The sequence below is a fragment of the Clostridium ihumii AP5 genome, from assembly GCF_000612845.1.
Lineage (GTDB): Bacteria > Bacillota > Clostridia > Clostridiales > Clostridiaceae > Clostridium_J > Clostridium_J ihumii.
In genome coordinates this window covers 1-16,100 of record NZ_CCAT010000019.1, presented here as the reverse complement: position 1 = coordinate 16,100, position 16,100 = coordinate 1, and the positions used below count along the sequence as shown (strand labels likewise).

The 16,100-nt window shown below is 28.2% G+C and carries 13 protein-coding genes, 1 tRNA gene and 1 other annotated feature; of the genes, 3 read left to right on the top strand and 11 right to left on the bottom strand.

The genetic code is table 11. From position 1 onward, the window contains the following. Window positions 1–89: 89 nt before the first annotated feature. The 8 genes from BN346_RS04120 to BN346_RS04085 all read right to left on the bottom strand — a co-directional run bounded on the left by BN346_RS04120 (window position 90) and on the right by BN346_RS04085 (window position 7,190). Window positions 90–164 (bottom strand) — tRNA-Glu (locus BN346_RS04120). Between the two features lie 201 nt (window positions 165–365). Then, window positions 366–677 (bottom strand): DUF1540 domain-containing protein, encoded by a 312-nt coding sequence (locus BN346_RS04115; RefSeq protein WP_034439746.1) that lies wholly within the window; start codon window positions 675–677, stop codon window positions 366–368. Between the two features lie 71 nt (window positions 678–748). Then, window positions 749–2,266 (bottom strand): lysine--tRNA ligase, encoded by a 1,518-nt coding sequence (lysS, locus tag BN346_RS04110; RefSeq protein ID WP_034439745.1) that lies wholly within the window; start codon window positions 2,264–2,266, stop codon window positions 749–751. Window positions 2,267–2,906: 640 nt separating this feature from the next. Then, on the bottom strand, window positions 2,907–4,112 hold the full coding sequence (locus tag BN346_RS04105) for an ABC transporter permease (RefSeq protein WP_034439742.1): 1,206 nt from the start codon (window positions 4,110–4,112) through the stop codon (window positions 2,907–2,909). Then, window positions 4,096–4,830, bottom strand: coding sequence for an ABC transporter ATP-binding protein (locus BN346_RS04100; RefSeq protein WP_034439740.1), 735 nt, complete (start codon window positions 4,828–4,830; stop codon window positions 4,096–4,098). The genes BN346_RS04105 and BN346_RS04100 overlap by 17 nt, the downstream gene beginning before the upstream one ends. 164 nt (window positions 4,831–4,994) lie before the next feature. Further along, complete coding sequence (locus BN346_RS04095) at window positions 4,995–5,213, bottom strand: hypothetical protein (RefSeq protein WP_034439738.1); 219 nt, start codon at window positions 5,211–5,213, stop codon at window positions 4,995–4,997. A 44-nt stretch (window positions 5,214–5,257) separates the two neighbouring features. Beyond that, window positions 5,258–5,791: a phosphatase PAP2 family protein gene (locus BN346_RS04090; protein WP_051540002.1), complete on the bottom strand. Its 534-nt coding sequence runs from the start codon at window positions 5,789–5,791 to the stop codon at window positions 5,258–5,260. 91 nt (window positions 5,792–5,882) lie between these two features. After that, window positions 5,883–7,190: an SH3 domain-containing protein gene (locus BN346_RS04085; protein WP_034439736.1), complete on the bottom strand. Its 1,308-nt coding sequence runs from the start codon at window positions 7,188–7,190 to the stop codon at window positions 5,883–5,885. 220 nt (window positions 7,191–7,410) lie between these two features. After that, window positions 7,411–7,616: a binding site (T-box leader), on the top strand. A gap of 124 nt (window positions 7,617–7,740) precedes the next feature. Here BN346_RS04085 and thrS point away from each other — a divergent pair. Further along, window positions 7,741–9,678, top strand: a complete 1,938-nt coding sequence (gene thrS / locus BN346_RS04080; protein ID WP_034439734.1) for a threonine--tRNA ligase — start codon at window positions 7,741–7,743, stop codon at window positions 9,676–9,678. Window positions 9,679–9,723: 45 nt separating this feature from the next. Here thrS and BN346_RS04075 read toward each other — a convergent pair whose 3' ends face one another. Then, window positions 9,724–11,508, bottom strand: a complete 1,785-nt coding sequence (locus tag BN346_RS04075) for a methyl-accepting chemotaxis protein (RefSeq protein WP_034439732.1) — start codon at window positions 11,506–11,508, stop codon at window positions 9,724–9,726. Window positions 11,509–11,826: 318 nt separating this feature from the next. Between BN346_RS04075 and BN346_RS04070 the strand changes: the two genes are divergently transcribed. Further along, window positions 11,827–13,257 (top strand): Sapep family Mn(2+)-dependent dipeptidase, encoded by a 1,431-nt coding sequence (locus BN346_RS04070; RefSeq protein WP_034439730.1) that lies wholly within the window; start codon window positions 11,827–11,829, stop codon window positions 13,255–13,257. A gap of 204 nt (window positions 13,258–13,461) precedes the next feature. Here BN346_RS04070 and BN346_RS04065 read toward each other — a convergent pair whose 3' ends face one another. After that, the gene (locus tag BN346_RS04065) at window positions 13,462–14,748 is read right to left on the bottom strand and encodes an L-cysteine desulfidase family protein (RefSeq protein ID WP_034439728.1); all 1,287 of its coding nucleotides are present in this window, start codon (window positions 14,746–14,748) and stop codon (window positions 13,462–13,464) included. A gap of 384 nt (window positions 14,749–15,132) precedes the next feature. On the opposite strand from BN346_RS04065, the gene BN346_RS04060 reads away from it, so the two are divergent. Continuing rightward, a complete protein-coding gene (locus BN346_RS04060; RefSeq protein ID WP_034439726.1) occupies window positions 15,133–15,732 on the top strand; it encodes a hypothetical protein in 600 nt (199 codons plus the stop codon). 204 nt (window positions 15,733–15,936) lie between these two features. On the opposite strand, the gene BN346_RS04055 is transcribed toward BN346_RS04060, so the two are convergent. Continuing rightward, window positions 15,937–16,098 (bottom strand): 5-formyltetrahydrofolate cyclo-ligase, encoded by a 162-nt coding sequence (locus BN346_RS04055; RefSeq protein ID WP_081770911.1) that lies wholly within the window; start codon window positions 16,096–16,098, stop codon window positions 15,937–15,939. Between the last annotated feature and the right edge of the window lie 2 nt (window positions 16,099–16,100).

The following is a 16,100-nucleotide window of genomic DNA, read 5'->3' as shown; positions in this document are numbered from 1 at the left end:
TATTTATAAATATTGACAAAAGAGTTTTATTTAAACAGAAAACTTATCATATATAGAAAAAAGCTATTAACAAAACTTGTTAATAGCTTTGGTGACTCATAGGGGAATCGAACCCCTGTTACCACCGTGAGAGGGTGGTGTCTTAACCGCTTGACCAATGAGCCCTAAGAACATTTATAATTATACTCCTGAATAATTTTTATTTCAATATGTTACATTTATTTCTTTTATTGGTTTTTCGAAATGTTCAATCAATTTCTATTTGAATTTCCTATACATGTTCCTAAAACTTTTTTATTTTAATTATTTAATTAAAATAAAAAGTCAAAACCTATCATGATAGATTTTGACTTTTTATAGTATATTTACTTACAGCAAAATGTTGAACATTCAGTTTCGTTGCAATTACAAGCTGATTGGCCTTGTATGTCTATACTTTCAGCACCACATCTACAATTTGCATTGTGAACACAATTAGTTGCTTTACATGCTACATCAACATTTGGATTAGGCTCTGTTGTACAATTAGTAAATGAATCATTTTTTTCTACAAAACTATGGCAACATGTAGAACTTGACTCAACAGCCTCTTTTCCAGCTACCTTTATATTACTTATACAACAATAATTTTGATTATTATTTGCACAATTTTCTGCTGAACAACCTAATTTTGGCATTTAATCTTACCTCCTCATAATAAATTCATATTTATTATGAGTTAATATCTATTTTTTATACTTGTTATTTATTATCTTTTTATAAGAGGAAATGATATGACATCTTTTATTGAGTAAGCATTTGTTAAAAACATAATCATTCTATCAATGCCTATTCCAAGTCCCCCTGCTGGTGGCATTCCTGTATCTATTGCTACTGCAAACTCTTCGTCCATTGGACTTGCTGTTTCAAGTCCTGCTCTTAATTTAGCCGCTTGTTCACTCAAAAGAACTCTTTGTCTTAAAGGCTCATTCAATTCGGAATAAGCATTTCCAAGTTCTACCCCATAAGCATAAGGTTCAAATCTTTCAATTAATTCACCATTTTTTCTATGAACTTTACAAAGCGGAGAAGACTCTATAGGAAAATCAATTACAAATGTAGGATTCATCAATTTCTTTTCACAATAAGTCTCAAAAAGCTTTAATATTAATTCTCCTTTAGTACAATCCTCTAAATTAAATTCATCATCACATTCAATATTTAATTCTTTTACTTTTATTTGTTCTAATATCTCTTCCTTTTTTATAAATTCTACATCTATTCCTGTTTCTACTTTAACCAAATCACACATTCTTTCTCTTTTCCATGGTGCTTTAAAGTCTATTTCTATGCCATCATACACAATTTTTGTTGAACCATTTATTTTTGTAAAAACATACTCATAAAGCTCCTCCATAAGTTTCATCATATCATTATAGTCTGCATATGCCATATAACATTCAAATAAAGTAAATTCAGGATAATGCGTTCTATCTATACCTTCATTTCTAAATGACCTACCTATGGTATACACTCTTTCTATACCACCTACCATAAGTCTTTTTAAATATAATTCAGGTGAAACATTCATAAACACTTCACAATCCAATGCATTTACAAATGTTTTAAACGGTTTTGCTTCTCCACCACCATACTTAGTATCGAGTATAGGTATTTCAGCTTCTATAAAATCTCTATTATTCATAAACTCTCTTATTGTAGCCATTGCTTTTGCTCTATTTATAAATCTTTCTTTAACTTCTGGATTCATTATCATATCTAATGAACGATGTCTTTGCCTTAGCTCTGCATCTTTTATTCCATGATGTTTTTCAGGTAATGTTCTTATAGATTTTGATAAAATATTTAATTCACCACACCTTATAGTTATTTCTTCAGTTTTTGTTTTAAAAGCTGAACCATCTATACCAACAATATCTCCTACATCAATTAATTTTAATAAATCATATTGTTCTTTTCCTACAACTTTTTTGCTTATAAATACCTGTATATTTCCATATTGATCACATAAATCTAAAAATGTTGCATTTCCCATTCTTCTTATAAGCATGACTCTTCCAGCTAAAGTAAAAAGTTCATCTTCTTTGATATTACTGAAGTTATCTATTATATATTTTGTGTGAGTTGTAGCCTTAAAACTATATGGATATGGATTCACACCCAACTCTTCTAATTTTTCTAGCTTTTTAATCCTCTCCACTACATATTCATTAGCATCAGCCATTATTTCTTTTAAATTTTCCATCTCTATATATTTTTCAAACATAATTTAATACCACCTTTTCATTTTAATTTTTAAATATGCCTTTTAACGCAATAAAAAAAACCTTCACCTCCAAGATATTTAATCTTGAGGACGAAAGCTACATTTCGTGGTACCACCCCAGTTTATCCCTCATGTCACCATGGGGACCTCTTCAAGTACGACATTTAATAATGTTTATACTCTATACCTATATCGGGATATCCCGTCACAGTCTCCCCTATATACTAAACATAAGATCGGTGTGAAGCTCAGAGGCTTTTTTCACTAAACAACTTAATACTCCCTCTCACCTTACGGAGTTCTCTTTAAAAAAGCTTATTCAGCTACTCTTCTCATCATCGCCAAATCATTTATTTTAAAATATTCTAAATCTTTTTTCTTTTGATGTCAACCCTTCACTTTTACCCCCTCCCTCTCTGTTTGTTCGTTATTTTTTTAACAATAGGCTTCAAGCCTTGATTTTACTAAGTTTAACTTGTTTTTGCCCTAATATTTCACTATGAAATTACTCATTTTTTTTGATAATGCTACAATCTCATCATTGTTTTGTATCATTTTTTTTGCTTACTACTTCTTTTTCTTAATTAAAAAATATATTCTTAAATAAAAAAGCTCCCATAATCATGGGAGCAAAATAACTTTAAGTTCTAAATATTACATTTTCTTTATTAAACATATGTCTTGTTACAAATATAGATATTGCTATATATACAATGGACCATCCAAATACAATCATTATATGTTGAATGTTTATAACACCTAATGTTACCTCTTTTAATATAGCCATAACATTTGCTATTGGTATATGAAAATAAATCATATCTATATTTTTAATATCTACCATATACATTAAAAACGTTGGTATAATAGCTAAAATTGTTAGTGGCGTAGTATATGTTTGTGCTTCTTTAAATGACCTAGCATATATACTTATAGCTAACTGAAGCGCTCCAAAAATCATAGATGTTAATACTGTAAATATAAATATTATAATTATACTTTTTGCAGATAACATCATCCCAACGGCACCAGCCCCATCTCCACCACCAAACATCTCTGGATTTATTTTAATAGATATTATAAGACCTATTATTGCAGCCGCCGCTGTTAATATGCCCATTATAGTTACCGCAAATAATTTTCCATAAAGAATAGACATTCTACCAACTTTCGTAGTTAATAAAGGTTCTAGTGTTCCTCTCTCCTTCTCTCCAGCTCCTAAATCTATAGCCGCCGGCATAGGTCCTGTTACACAATATAGTACTATAAAAAGTGGGATAATCATGGACATAATCATCATTCCTGCACCTTTTTCATCTTCTACAATACTATTTTCTTTAACACTTATAGGTGTTAATATACTCAAGTCAATGCCTTTAGCATTTAAATTTTTTGCAACTATCTCTTTTGAAAACTCCATTATATATTGATTAACTTTTGAATATGCCATATTAGATGTTTGACTTGAGTTATCATACATAACTTCTATATCCACACCTTTATTATCTTTTACACTTTCCTCAAATTTATCTGGGATATTTATATATACTAAATATTCTCCCTCCTTAACTTTTTCCTCCGCTTTTTCCTTTTCCATTATTGATATATTTAAATCATCCTTTGTGTTTAAAAACTCTATTATGGAACTATTGGATTTATCATTTACAGCTATCTTATATTCTTCTTTTTTAACAATATTTTGTATTGCGCTATTCATAAAATAAAACATTAACGGAAATATTATTAAGGGTACTAAAAGACTTGTCATCATTGTTTTCTTATCTCTAAATAAATCTGACAATTCTTTTTTTAAAATTAATCCTATTTCTTTAAAGTTCAAGTACATCACCCCCTATTAATTCAACAAAAACGTCTTCTAAGTTATCATCATTATATTTTTCTTTCAATTTTTCAATTGTGCTATTTTCAACAACTTCACCTTTATTTATTATAATTATCCTATCGCATATTTTCTCTACCTCACTCATGCTGTGACTTGAAAATATTATAGCTTTTTTCTCTCTTTTGCACTTTAATATAAAGTTTTGAATTATTCTTGATGATGTAACATCTAATCCTATTGTTGGTTCATCAAATAACATAACAGAAGGATTATGCACAATTGACCTTGCAATTGCAACTTTTTGCTTCATTCCACGTGAAAACTTTCCGACTTTCCTATCTATATATTCTTCCATATCTAAAAGTTTTGACAAATCATTGATGTTCTTATCTGCTTCTTCTTTACTAAGTCCATTTAACATAGCAAAGTACCTTATGTTTTCTCTTGCAGTTAGTCTATCATAAAGACCAACTTCTCCACCAAATAATATTCCAATTTCATCTCTCACATTAGCGCTTTCCTTTAAAATATCATAACCATTTACACTACATGTTCCTTCTGTTGGTTTTAGCATAGTAGCAATCATTCTTAAAGTTGTAGTTTTACCTGCTCCATTTTCTCCTAAAAGTCCAACAATTTCTCCTTCATTTACTTCAAAGCTTATATTTTTTACTGCTTCTACTTTTCCAAAAGTCTTCGTCAAATTCTTAACTTTTATCATATAATCCCCTCCTTTTGAATAAATTTCCATCAATAATTTAATTCTATATTTCATTTTAACAAAGAGTCAATATGATAATTCAATTCTTAATACTTTCTTTATAAAAAAAAACAAAAGCTAGTAAATAAAATTTTATCTACTAACTTTCATATTTCGTATAAAGCTTAAAAGAAGTTTTTTCGTTGTCTTGTAGCTTGCAAAAAGCAAACTGCTGTCACTAAAACTACTGCTACGTTGTTTTTCCTTGCAGCTTGAGTTATAACTAAAAAACTTACTAAAGCTAATATATAATAAACAATTCTAAAAAATTTTTTCGTACTTTTATTAATATTGTTATTTACAGTTTTATTTATATTTCTACTTCTGTTTCTATCTCTATTCATATTTAATTAACTCTTTTTACCCCTCTGTTTTAAATTATAAATAATTAAGTTATAACCATGTACTTATACCCAATTAAAACCATAACTGCACTAAGTATTCCTATAATCATACCAACAAAAACATCTGTAGGATAATGAACATACAAATAAACTCTTGAAAAACCAATCAATACAGCCAAAACTATAGGTATAATCTTAAAATGTGGCATCATTACAAATAATATAGTTGCTACTGCAAAAGATGATGATGTGTGTCCTGATGGAAAAGAATAAGATTTTGGTATTGATATTAAAGGTTTCTCTATAGGATACCTTATTATAGGTCTTACTCTCTCCACTATATTTTTTATTACACCTTCCGTAAAAAATGTACTTACAGCCAATGCAATCAAGCATAATACTCCTAATTTTCTGTCTTTAGATTTTAAAAGCATTAATCCCGAAATAAGAACCCATATAAAACCACCGTCACCCAAATGAGTTATCATTGGCATAGTATAATTGAATATAGGATTGCTTAGTTTTTTATGAACAAAATCTATTATTGCTTTATCAATAGAATGTATAGTATCAATCATTTTTTTCTCCTATGTTTGTACATTTTTTCAAAATTAAAATCCTCTTTTGTTTGTTTATTATATCAAAAGAATTTTTACTTTTCTAGAAATTTTATTTAAATATCTTTATTGTTTTTATTTTTCTTATATAGTTTTCCCCATCCGTTGTATAAGTTATACTCATAGGACTTATTGTAACACCATTAGCTTTTATATACTTTAAGTCTCCTTCCTTTTTGTCACATATCCTAGATATATAAAAACCTACTGTATCATGTATTATATAATACTCATTTTCATATTTTCCTAAATAAATCATTACATGTCCATTCATGTATAATATAGATGACGGTAAAGCACTATCAAGTATTTTTTTCTTATCTTCAAATTCTCTATTTTCTAAACTCAAAGCTTCACCAAAACTTCTATTCTCTTGTTCTCCAGTATTTCTCGGTATATATACTCCCATAGTTTTTAGTACATCTAAAACAAAACTAGAACAATCTCTAGCAAAGAATTCTCCACCCCATCCATATCTCTCACCTAAACATTTAAATGCTTGTTTTATAATATTTTGTGAATTATATGGTAAGAATCCAACACTTACATCTTCACTTCTTGGAATAACAATTTCCTTAAACTCTAAACTTTGATCTAGTTCTGATTTAATTGGAAATAAAGCTACATATCCAGTGGTAGTATCCATGTCATAAATAGTTTCTTTATTCCTTAAAAGTTTCATCTTTACTCCCATATCAATGGATATTAGTGATACTCTCTTTTCCAAAGGATTATATCCTGTTGTAATTCTTTTACCTGTAACTATTATAAAATCTTTTGAATTGCAATAATCTTCAATTTCATCTTTTTTTCCTAATGCAACATATTCCTTTTTTACCCACCCCATGCAATTATACGTCTCTATAAACATCCATTTTCCATCTAAACTTTCATGTAAAACAGTACATGGCTCACAAACATTTATAGCCGATTCCATAAATCTATCTAAAGAGTAGTCATCACAATTTTTAAAAATCCTATCTTCTGTAGGGTATGATTTTATAATTGTTCTTCTTATGCACATACCATATTGACTTATGTTTTTTATATTACTTAAATTTAAATCACCTTCTAAGTTTTCAAAATAATCTTCTTCTATTTGTCGTCCATTTACATATCTTTTTTCTTCATGTTTCTTGCTTATTGATTTTATTATTTTATCTACATAATATTTATCGTAATTTTTTGTATTAAAAATATCTCTTATATATCCATATTCAATATTTTTCTTATTAAATTCTAAAATTTCACTCAAACTTGCAATTTCATTTAGATCAATATTCAAATTCTCTATCCAAAAATTTGAATTTAACATTTCCTCCCTTATCTTAGGAAAAGTATTGTTAAAATAACCTGCCATCCGAACTCCCCCTTATACATCCTATTTTATTATTTTATTTATGTATCTATTTTCTCTCTATATACTATATGTTGCAAACTTTTTTTAATATCAATTATAATAATTTTCCTTTGCGTTTTTATCATTTACGTTATATAATGTATTTGTAAATTATGAATTTACAAATTTCTAACATATTTTTAATTAATATTGACATACAATTTGTTAATGTTATAATAATTTAAAAACGTTGATGAGGACAGTAAACTTTATGTACATTTTCAGAGAGAGAATACATTAGCTGTAAGTATTCTTAAATGGAGTTTAGTTGAAAACCACCTCTGAGTGACTCTAATAAAGTCCGGTTAACGCCGTTAAATGTTATTTGAAAGTGGCCTATTCTTAGGCAATTTGGGTGGAACCACGGGTGTAATTCTCGTCCCTTTTTTATATGATTATATAAAAAAGAGACGAGTTTTTTTATATATTTTTATATTTACATATTGATAAATAAATTAATGCTTAAGCATATTTCATTATAATATATCAAAAAGTGAAAGGAGTTTTTTATATGATAAAAGTTACTTTAAAAGATGGATCAATAAAAGAATTTGAAAATCCAATATCAGTTCTAGATGTTGCAAAAAGCATTTCAGAAGGTTTAGCTAGAGTTTCATTGGCTGGAGTAGTTAATGACACCGTTGTAGACTTACGTTATATTATTGACAAAGATTGCACTTTAAGTATTGCAACTTTCGATACTCAAGAAGGAAAGGATGCCTTTAGACATACAACATCTCATATACTTGCACAAGCAGTAAAAAGATTATTTCCTGAAGCTAAACTTGCTATAGGGCCTTCAATAGAAAGTGGCTACTACTATGATTTTGATGTAGAAAGACCATTTACTTTTGAAGATTTAGAAAAAATTGAAGCTGAGATGAAAAAAATAGTTAAAGAGGACTTAAAAATAGAAAGATTTGAACTTCCAAGAGCTGAAGCCTTAAAATTAATGGAAGAACAAGGTGAACCTTATAAAGTTGAGTTAATTAACGACTTACCAGAAGATGAAATCATTTCTTTCTACAAGCAAGGAGACTTTGTGGATTTATGCGCTGGTCCTCACCTTATGTCAACAAAACCAATTAAAGCATTCAAATTAACAAAAATAGCTGGTGCTTATTGGAGAGGTAATGAAAAGAACAAGATGCTTTCTCGTATTTACGGATCATCTTTCACTAAAAAAGCTGACTTAGATGCTTACTTAGAAGCTCTTGAAGAAGCTAAAAAGAGAGATCACAACAAATTAGGTAGAGAATTAGAGTTATTCACAACTGCTGAACCTGTTGGTCAAGGATTACCTATATTATTACCAAAAGGTGCTAGAATTGTTCAAACTCTTCAAAGATTTGTTGAGGACGAAGAAGAAAGAAGAGGTTACTTATTAACTAAAACACCTCTTATGGCAAAGAGTGATTTATATAAAATCTCTGGACACTGGGATCACTATAAAGATGGAATGTTTGTTCTTGGTGATGAAGAACATGATGAAGAAGTTTTTGCATTACGTCCAATGACTTGTCCATTCCAATTCATGGCTTACAAAGCTAAGAAAAGAAGCTATAGAGATTTACCATTAAGATATGGCGAAACTTCAACATTATTCAGAAATGAATCTTCTGGTGAAATGCATGGTCTTATCCGTGTAAGACAATTCACTATTTCTGAGGGTCACTTAATCGTTAGACCTGACCAATTAGAAGAAGAATTTAAAGGTGTTGTTGATTTAATAAACTTTATGATGGATACATTAGGTATTAGAGAAGATATAAGCTATAGATTCTCTAAATGGGATCCAAACAATAAAGCTAAATATATAGATAAACCTAAAGAGTGGGAAGAAACTCAAGATAAAATGAGAGAAATTCTTAATCACCTTGGAATAGATTATACTGAAGCTGAAGGCGAAGCAGCATTCTATGGTCCAAAATTAGACTTACAGTTTAAGAACGTTCATGGAAAGGAAGATACTATAATCACAGTTCAAATCGACTTCTCTCTAGCTGAAAGATTTGGAATGAATTATATAGATAAAGATGGAAAAGAAAAATATCCATATGTAATCCATAGAACATCACTTGGTTGCTATGAGAGAACTTTAGCTATGCTTATAGAAAAATATGCTGGAGCATTCCCAACTTGGCTTGCACCAGTTCAAGCTAAAATTCTTCCAATCTCTGAAAAATATCACGATTATGCAGAAGAAGTTTCTAAAGCTCTTCAAAATAGAGGTATAAAGGTAGAAACTGACTATAGAGCTGAAAAAATAGGATACAAAATAAGAGAAGCTCGTAACGAAAGAGCTCCTTACATCCTAGTAGTTGGAGAAAAAGAAGCTGAAAACAGAGAAGTTGCTGTAAGAAGCAGAAAAAATGGAGATGAAGGTGCTGTAGCTCTAGATTCATTCATTGAAAGAATAGTAAAAGAAATAGAGACTAAAGAAAAATAGTTTTACACAAAAAATTAACTACTATGTACATAGTAGTTAATTTTTTTATATTTTAAATTTAGAAATATTTTCTTTTAAATTATTTGCACTTTGTTTAACATTTTGTGTTTCATCTTTTACCTGATTTGCTCTATCTTTTATTTGTGAAACTTTATCAGCAATGCTACTTGCCCCTATAGCGCCTTCATTATTAGCTTTAGATATTTCATTAATTGATTCAGATACTGTTTTCATTGATACTGATAATTCTCTAGATATACTATTTAAATCTTCCACAAAGTTATGTATATAACTTGCATCGCTATCATAAGTTTCTCCTACTGTTATTGTTTCTTTATAACTATCTACAACTTTTGTTTCAATGTATTCTAATGTTTGTGTTGATGTATCCTTTAGATTATTTACTGCTTCAAATATAACTAATATTGTATGCTGAATTTCATCTACAGTTTCTTTTGATTGCTCTGCTAATTTTCTTATTTCTTCTGCAACTACTGAAAATCCTTTACCCTCTTCACCAGCTCTTGCTGCTTCAATTGATGCATTTAATGCTAAAAGATTAGTTTGTGCTGAAATTTTTGAAATTGCATCAGCTAAAGTTTTAATTTTTTCTACTTCTTTTATCTTTTCTAATGCTATATCCATTTGATTTTTGATTTTAACTCTAGTTTCATTTGCATCATTTTGTAGACTTATAGATGTTTCCTTTAATGAAATTGCTTTTTTACTTATTTCATTAGCTGAAACCACACCATCTTGTGATTTATTTGCTACATCTTGAACTTTAACTTCAATTTCTTCTGAAACACTGCTTATCTGTTCTGTAGATGCTGCAGTTTCCTCCATTCCAGCAGATAATTCTTCAATAATTGAATATATCTCTTTAATTTCAGAATTTAGAAAAGACATATCTTCATTAACACTATTTACACTTTTTTGAACACTTTCAGATTCCAAAATAACTCCATTTATAAATTCTCTAACCTGAACCGACATCTCATTTAACGTTTTAGCTAATAATCCAATTTCATCTCTAGAGTTAACTTTAACTTCCTGCATTATAATTTGTTCATTTTCATCTTTCTTAAATGCATTTACAAGTTTTACTATTGGATTTGATATTTTATCACTTAAAACTAATGAAATTACACTAACTACACTTAATGCCACAATCATAAATATTACTGTAGCCGTAATGTTTCTTTTTAAGTTGTTATCTAACTCAGCCTTTTTAGTTATAACTTGTTCATCTATATTGTCCACATAATTTCCAGTACTTACAACCCAGTTCCATGGTTCAAATAGTTTTGAATATGCTCTTTTGGGACTCAATTTATTACTTTCTACGTCTTGTGGTTTAGCCCACATAAAATCTGTAAATCCTGAATCCGTATTATTTTTAGCCGCTTGTATAAGTTCTTTTATAATTTCTACACCATTAGGATCTTTTTCATTTATTCTATTCTTACCTTCATCTTTTGCTATCATTGGATGAGCTACAAGTATTCCATCAGTAGTGTCTATCCAAAAATACCCATCACCATCATATCTTAAAGATTTAACCATATTCCTAGCTTCTTCTTTAGCTTGATTTTCATTTAGTTTTCCAGCTTTATAAAAATCATAATATGTATTTAAAACTGTTATAGATGTTTCTACCTCATTTTTTATCATTTCATCATATTGATCAAATAAAACTTTTTCAAAATTTGATATCTCATTTTTATTTAGTCTAACAAGATTTTTAATATTATAACTTCCTGTAAGCATAATTAGCACTAAAGATGTTATTAGAAATGTAAATAAAATCTTGTGCCTTAGTTTTTTCATAGCACTCCTCCTATATATGTTTTTTTAACTCTATGGAATAAGTGTAAAATATATACATATATAAAGCAACAATTCTCATACTACATTTTATGTGAAATACATTGATTTATTAACAAATTATACTTTTTTAAAATATTATTAAATATGAATCAAAATAATTACAAATACTACGTAAACACACTCTTTGAATGATTTATGTAATACTTCAAATATTATACTGAATTTTAATTATATTGTACAAAATTAAAAATAATGTTACAATTACACTTATAGATATACATTTTTATTATCTAAAAGTTTTTACTCAAGGAGGCACTTATGAATAATATTGTAATAGAAAACATAAAAAAATATTTAGAAGAAAACAAAGCTAACATCGTAGCAGATATAAAAGATTTAGTTAAGGTACCTAGCGTTTCAGAAGATTTACCTAAAGTAAAAGAATGTTTAAGATTATTAATTTCTAAAGCTGAAAAAATGGGTTTTAATGCTCATTCTGTATTAGATGATTCAATTGGAATAATTGAAATGGGCGAAGGAACTGAAACAATTGGAGTTTTAACTCACATTGATGTAGTTCCTGTAGATGATCCTGAAAAATGGAACACTGAACCATTTGATGTAGTTGAAAAAGATGGCGTTTTATTTGGACGTGGAGTTTTAGATGATAAGGGTTGTATAGTTTCTTCTCTTTATGCAATGCAAGCATTAAAAGAACTTAACTTACCTATAAATAAAAAAATTCAACTTATTGTTGGTACTCAAGAAGAAGTTGAATGGACTGATATGAATCAATATATAAAAGAATTTAAACTTCCTGACTATGGATTTACTCCAGATGGACAGTTTCCTATATGCAATAAAGAAAAAGGTTATGCTGATATAGCATTTAAATTTACATCTTCTAATAATCAAGATGGTGAATTTGAAGTAATTAATTTTTCAAGCGGTAATGCAACAAACTCTGTACCAGCTGTAGCAGTTGCTAAGTTAAAAGGAGATGTTGAAAAACTTCAAACTATGTTAGATGCATATTTAAAAGAAAATACTGATTCTAAAATCACAATAAATAAAAATGAAGACATACTAATAGTTACAGCTGAAGGTGTTTCTGGACACTCTGCATTCCCTCACCTTAGTGTAAACCCAATTGTTATGCTTGGTAAATTCTTAAACACATTAACATTTAAAGAAAATGCTAAAAGCAACGCAATTAAATTTGTAGCAGAAAATTGTTATGACTATTTTGGAAAAGGCTTAGGTGTTTATAGTGAAAGTGAATATTTCGAAGGCGAATACATGCACAGAAACGTAATTTCACCTACAGTAGTTAAAGATGAAGATTCTGATTGTACAGTTATATTAAATATGAGACCTGTATATGGTACAACTCTTGAAGGCTTAGAAGAAACTTTTGCAAAAGTTTCAGCTGAAAGTAAATCTAAATATGAGATATTAGATTTCTTAGCTCCTATATTTGTTAGTAAGGAAAAGCCGTTCCTTCAAATAATGGCAGATACTTATGATGAATTAAGTGATGGATTAAAAAATGATTTCACTTTAGGACATGGAACTTCATATGCAAAAGCAATGCCTAACACAGTTGCATGGGGTCCAGTTTTCTATGATGAAGATGAATGTTGTCACGTAGCAAATGAATATATATCATTAGAAAAATTATTAAGAGCTACTCATATCTATTCTGTAGCACTAGCTAGAATGGTAGAATCTAAAGATTCTTTAATATAATTTTTTAGAGATTAATATTTTTTAATATTAATCTCTTTTTTTATTTAAAAATTTTTCTATTATATGTATATAAAAAAACTCTTTTGGTTATACTTCTTAATGTATTCTAATCACCCAAACCCTTAATTTTTTTATTCCCCTCAGAATAAGAATAAAAATCCGTAGAAATATTAATATATTTCTACGGATTTTCTAATATATAAATTATTTACAAATCATTATATCTAAAATTACATTATCGCAATTTGTCATACCATTATTAGCTATAGTTGCTAAGTTTCTTATTGAATCATCAGCTTCTTTGCTAACTATTCCATCTTTATCTGAAATTTCTATTCCATGAGCTGCTAATATTGCTGATTTTACTGAAGAACTAACAGCTGTTGATAATTTTAATGCACAACCTGGTTTTGCACCATCACAAATCATACCAGATACATCACCTATCATATTCTTAATTGTATAACATACATTTTCTAATTTTCCGCCCATCATGTATGTCATTGCTGAACTTGCTCCTATTGATGCTGCAACACCACATCCACAAAGTGCTGATAATCTTCCTAAAAAGCTCTTTATATAGTAAGTTGTTAAGTGACTTATTGCAAGTGCTCTTGCTAAAGTTTCATCACTACATTCTAATTTTTTACTAACAGCAACTACTGGTAATATTGCTGTTAATCCTTGGTTTCCACTTCCAGCACTACTCATAACTGGTAATGGACATCCAGACATTCTAGCATCTGATCCTGCAGCTGTAAATGCCATAGTAAATGACATTATATCATCACTTAATATACCTTTATCTATTTGCTCCATAAGAGTTTTTCCTATTTTTAGTCCATACTCTTTTTTTAATCCTTCTTCAGCAACTTTGCTATTCATTTCAGCTCCATCTAATAAGAATTTTATATCTTCAAATGGAACAGTTGTTGCATATTCATATATTTTTGCTACTGAAAGTTCTAATTTTTTCTTATTATTTTTAGAATCTTCAGTTGGAGCATCTAGTGTATCTTCATTAGCATATATAATTTCACCATTAACTTCTACTAATGTTATATTTGTGTGTTTGTATTTTATAACAACTCTAGCTTTTTCATCTCCGCTTATACAAATTGCTTCTATGTACAGCTTTTCTGTTCTATCAGCTTTTTGAACTGAAACTTTTTTGTCAGCAACCATTTTTTTAGCTTTTGCTACGTCCTCTTGATTGCAATCTCTTAAAACTTCTAATTTTAAGTCGGCATTTCCTGCAACTGCACCTAATGCTGCTGCTATATCTATTCCGTTTGCACCAGTTCCAGGAATTCCTACTGACATAGCATTTTTAATAATATTTGTACTTAAAAATAACTCTATCTTTTCAACTCCATTTTTTAAGTAACTCGCGCCCTTAGCAGTAGCCATTGCTATTGCTATGGGCTCAGTACAGCCTAGTGCTGGTACAACTTCTACTTTTAATAATTCTGTAATTTCATTATAATTCATTGTAAATTCCCCCTACATTTTGTAGATTTTTTTGTTTATAAATTTATATTAAATTTCAAAACATTCATAATTTGTACTAATTTATATTATGTAAACAACTTTTATTTTTAACATCGTTTACACAAATAATTAAAGCAAAAAAAATATATAAATACAAGTAATTTTCTTTTTTAAATTAGAACTTCTAAAGAGTTTTAGCGAAGATTATCGAAGTTTTTCTCAAAATTCCTTTCTTTTATGCATTTTTTAAATTATATTATATTTTTATTGTCTTTTTTTCGCAATTTTCAATATTTTTGCTCTTTTTACTATTTGTTAACAGTTTAATCCTTGTTTTTCCAATATAATCTAATTATAAATACATTTTATTTAAGGGGGCAGCCTATGGAATTTTTTATTATATTTTTATGTAGTCTTTTAAATATGATTTTTGGAACAGCTTTAAATTTAGTTAATAAATGGTTTTTACTAAATACATCTTTTTTATCTAATATTATATCTTTAATACTTATGATTGTAATGCTTATATCTTTTAAGAATTTAAAATGTAAAAATGAAAATTTCAAAAAATCTTTTGATTTACTATTTCTAGTTATATTAATAGGTATTTTAAATTTATTTTTCCCAACTTCTCATGGTAATATGCAAACTATGACTCCTTTTAAATTTTTTTCTTTAATTCTTTCACTTATTACATTACTTGCTGATATATATTTTTTTATAAATACTTCTCTTGGTATAAGTGATTTATGTATAAAAAATCTTTTATATTCATTAAAATCAACTGCTGAAAAACAAGCAGAAATTTATAAAAAAACATTAGTTGCCTTTGTATTTTTTTTACTAATATCTCCAGTTATATCTCTTGTATCAACATTATTGCTTTCAATTTTAACAATTCTTTTTGCTGCTTTTGTTTTATACATTCAGATAAATTTTTTAATTTTACTATGGAATAGTCATAAATTGCTTGATAATAATTAATTTTTTATAATAAAGATACAATTAACATATAGTATTTCAATATCAAAATTTAAATAACATATTTGTTGAATGATACTCCTAGTGTTAAAGTTTATTGCTATTTTTATATTGGGAACCAAGTAAGAAGTAAGAGTGAAAAGTGATGGTAGCTATTACTTACTTTGTTCCCAATATGTAAAAATAGAAGAATATAAAAACTAGTTTTTATATTCTTCGTTTATCACTAATTATTTTATTTGGCTTTATATCATGATTTTCTATTGGAACTTCATCTACTATCTGAAAATCATAGCATAATGCAATTTTAAATATATCTTTTTCTAAGTTACCTAAGAATTTATCATAAAACCCACCGCCATATCCTATTC

Excerpts from the sequence above, each read along its gene's own strand:
- BN346_RS04085 (WP_034439736.1), bottom strand. The coding sequence starts at position 7,190 with ATGGCAGGTTATTTTAACAATACTTTTCCTAAGATAAGGGAGGAAATG.
- BN346_RS04075 (WP_034439732.1), bottom strand. The coding sequence starts at position 11,508 with ATGAAAAAACTAAGGCACAAGATTTTATTTACATTTCTAATAACATCT.
- thrS (WP_034439734.1), top strand. The coding sequence starts at position 7,741 with ATGATAAAAGTTACTTTAAAAGATGGATCAATAAAAGAATTTGAAAAT.
- BN346_RS04100 (WP_034439740.1), bottom strand. The coding sequence starts at position 4,830 with ATGATAAAAGTTAAGAATTTGACGAAGACTTTTGGAAAAGTAGAAGCA.
- BN346_RS04060 (WP_034439726.1), top strand. The coding sequence starts at position 15,133 with ATGGAATTTTTTATTATATTTTTATGTAGTCTTTTAAATATGATTTTT.
- BN346_RS04070 (WP_034439730.1), top strand. The coding sequence starts at position 11,827 with ATGAATAATATTGTAATAGAAAACATAAAAAAATATTTAGAAGAAAAC.
- BN346_RS04065 (WP_034439728.1), bottom strand. The coding sequence starts at position 14,748 with ATGAATTATAATGAAATTACAGAATTATTAAAAGTAGAAGTTGTACCA.
- BN346_RS04105 (WP_034439742.1), bottom strand. The coding sequence starts at position 4,112 with ATGTACTTGAACTTTAAAGAAATAGGATTAATTTTAAAAAAAGAATTG.
- BN346_RS04115 (WP_034439746.1), bottom strand. The coding sequence starts at position 677 with ATGCCAAAATTAGGTTGTTCAGCAGAAAATTGTGCAAATAATAATCAA.
- BN346_RS04090 (WP_051540002.1), bottom strand. The coding sequence starts at position 5,791 with ATGATTGATACTATACATTCTATTGATAAAGCAATAATAGATTTTGTT.
- BN346_RS04095 (WP_034439738.1), bottom strand. The coding sequence starts at position 5,213 with ATGAATAGAGATAGAAACAGAAGTAGAAATATAAATAAAACTGTAAAT.
- lysS (WP_034439745.1), bottom strand. The coding sequence starts at position 2,266 with ATGTTTGAAAAATATATAGAGATGGAAAATTTAAAAGAAATAATGGCT.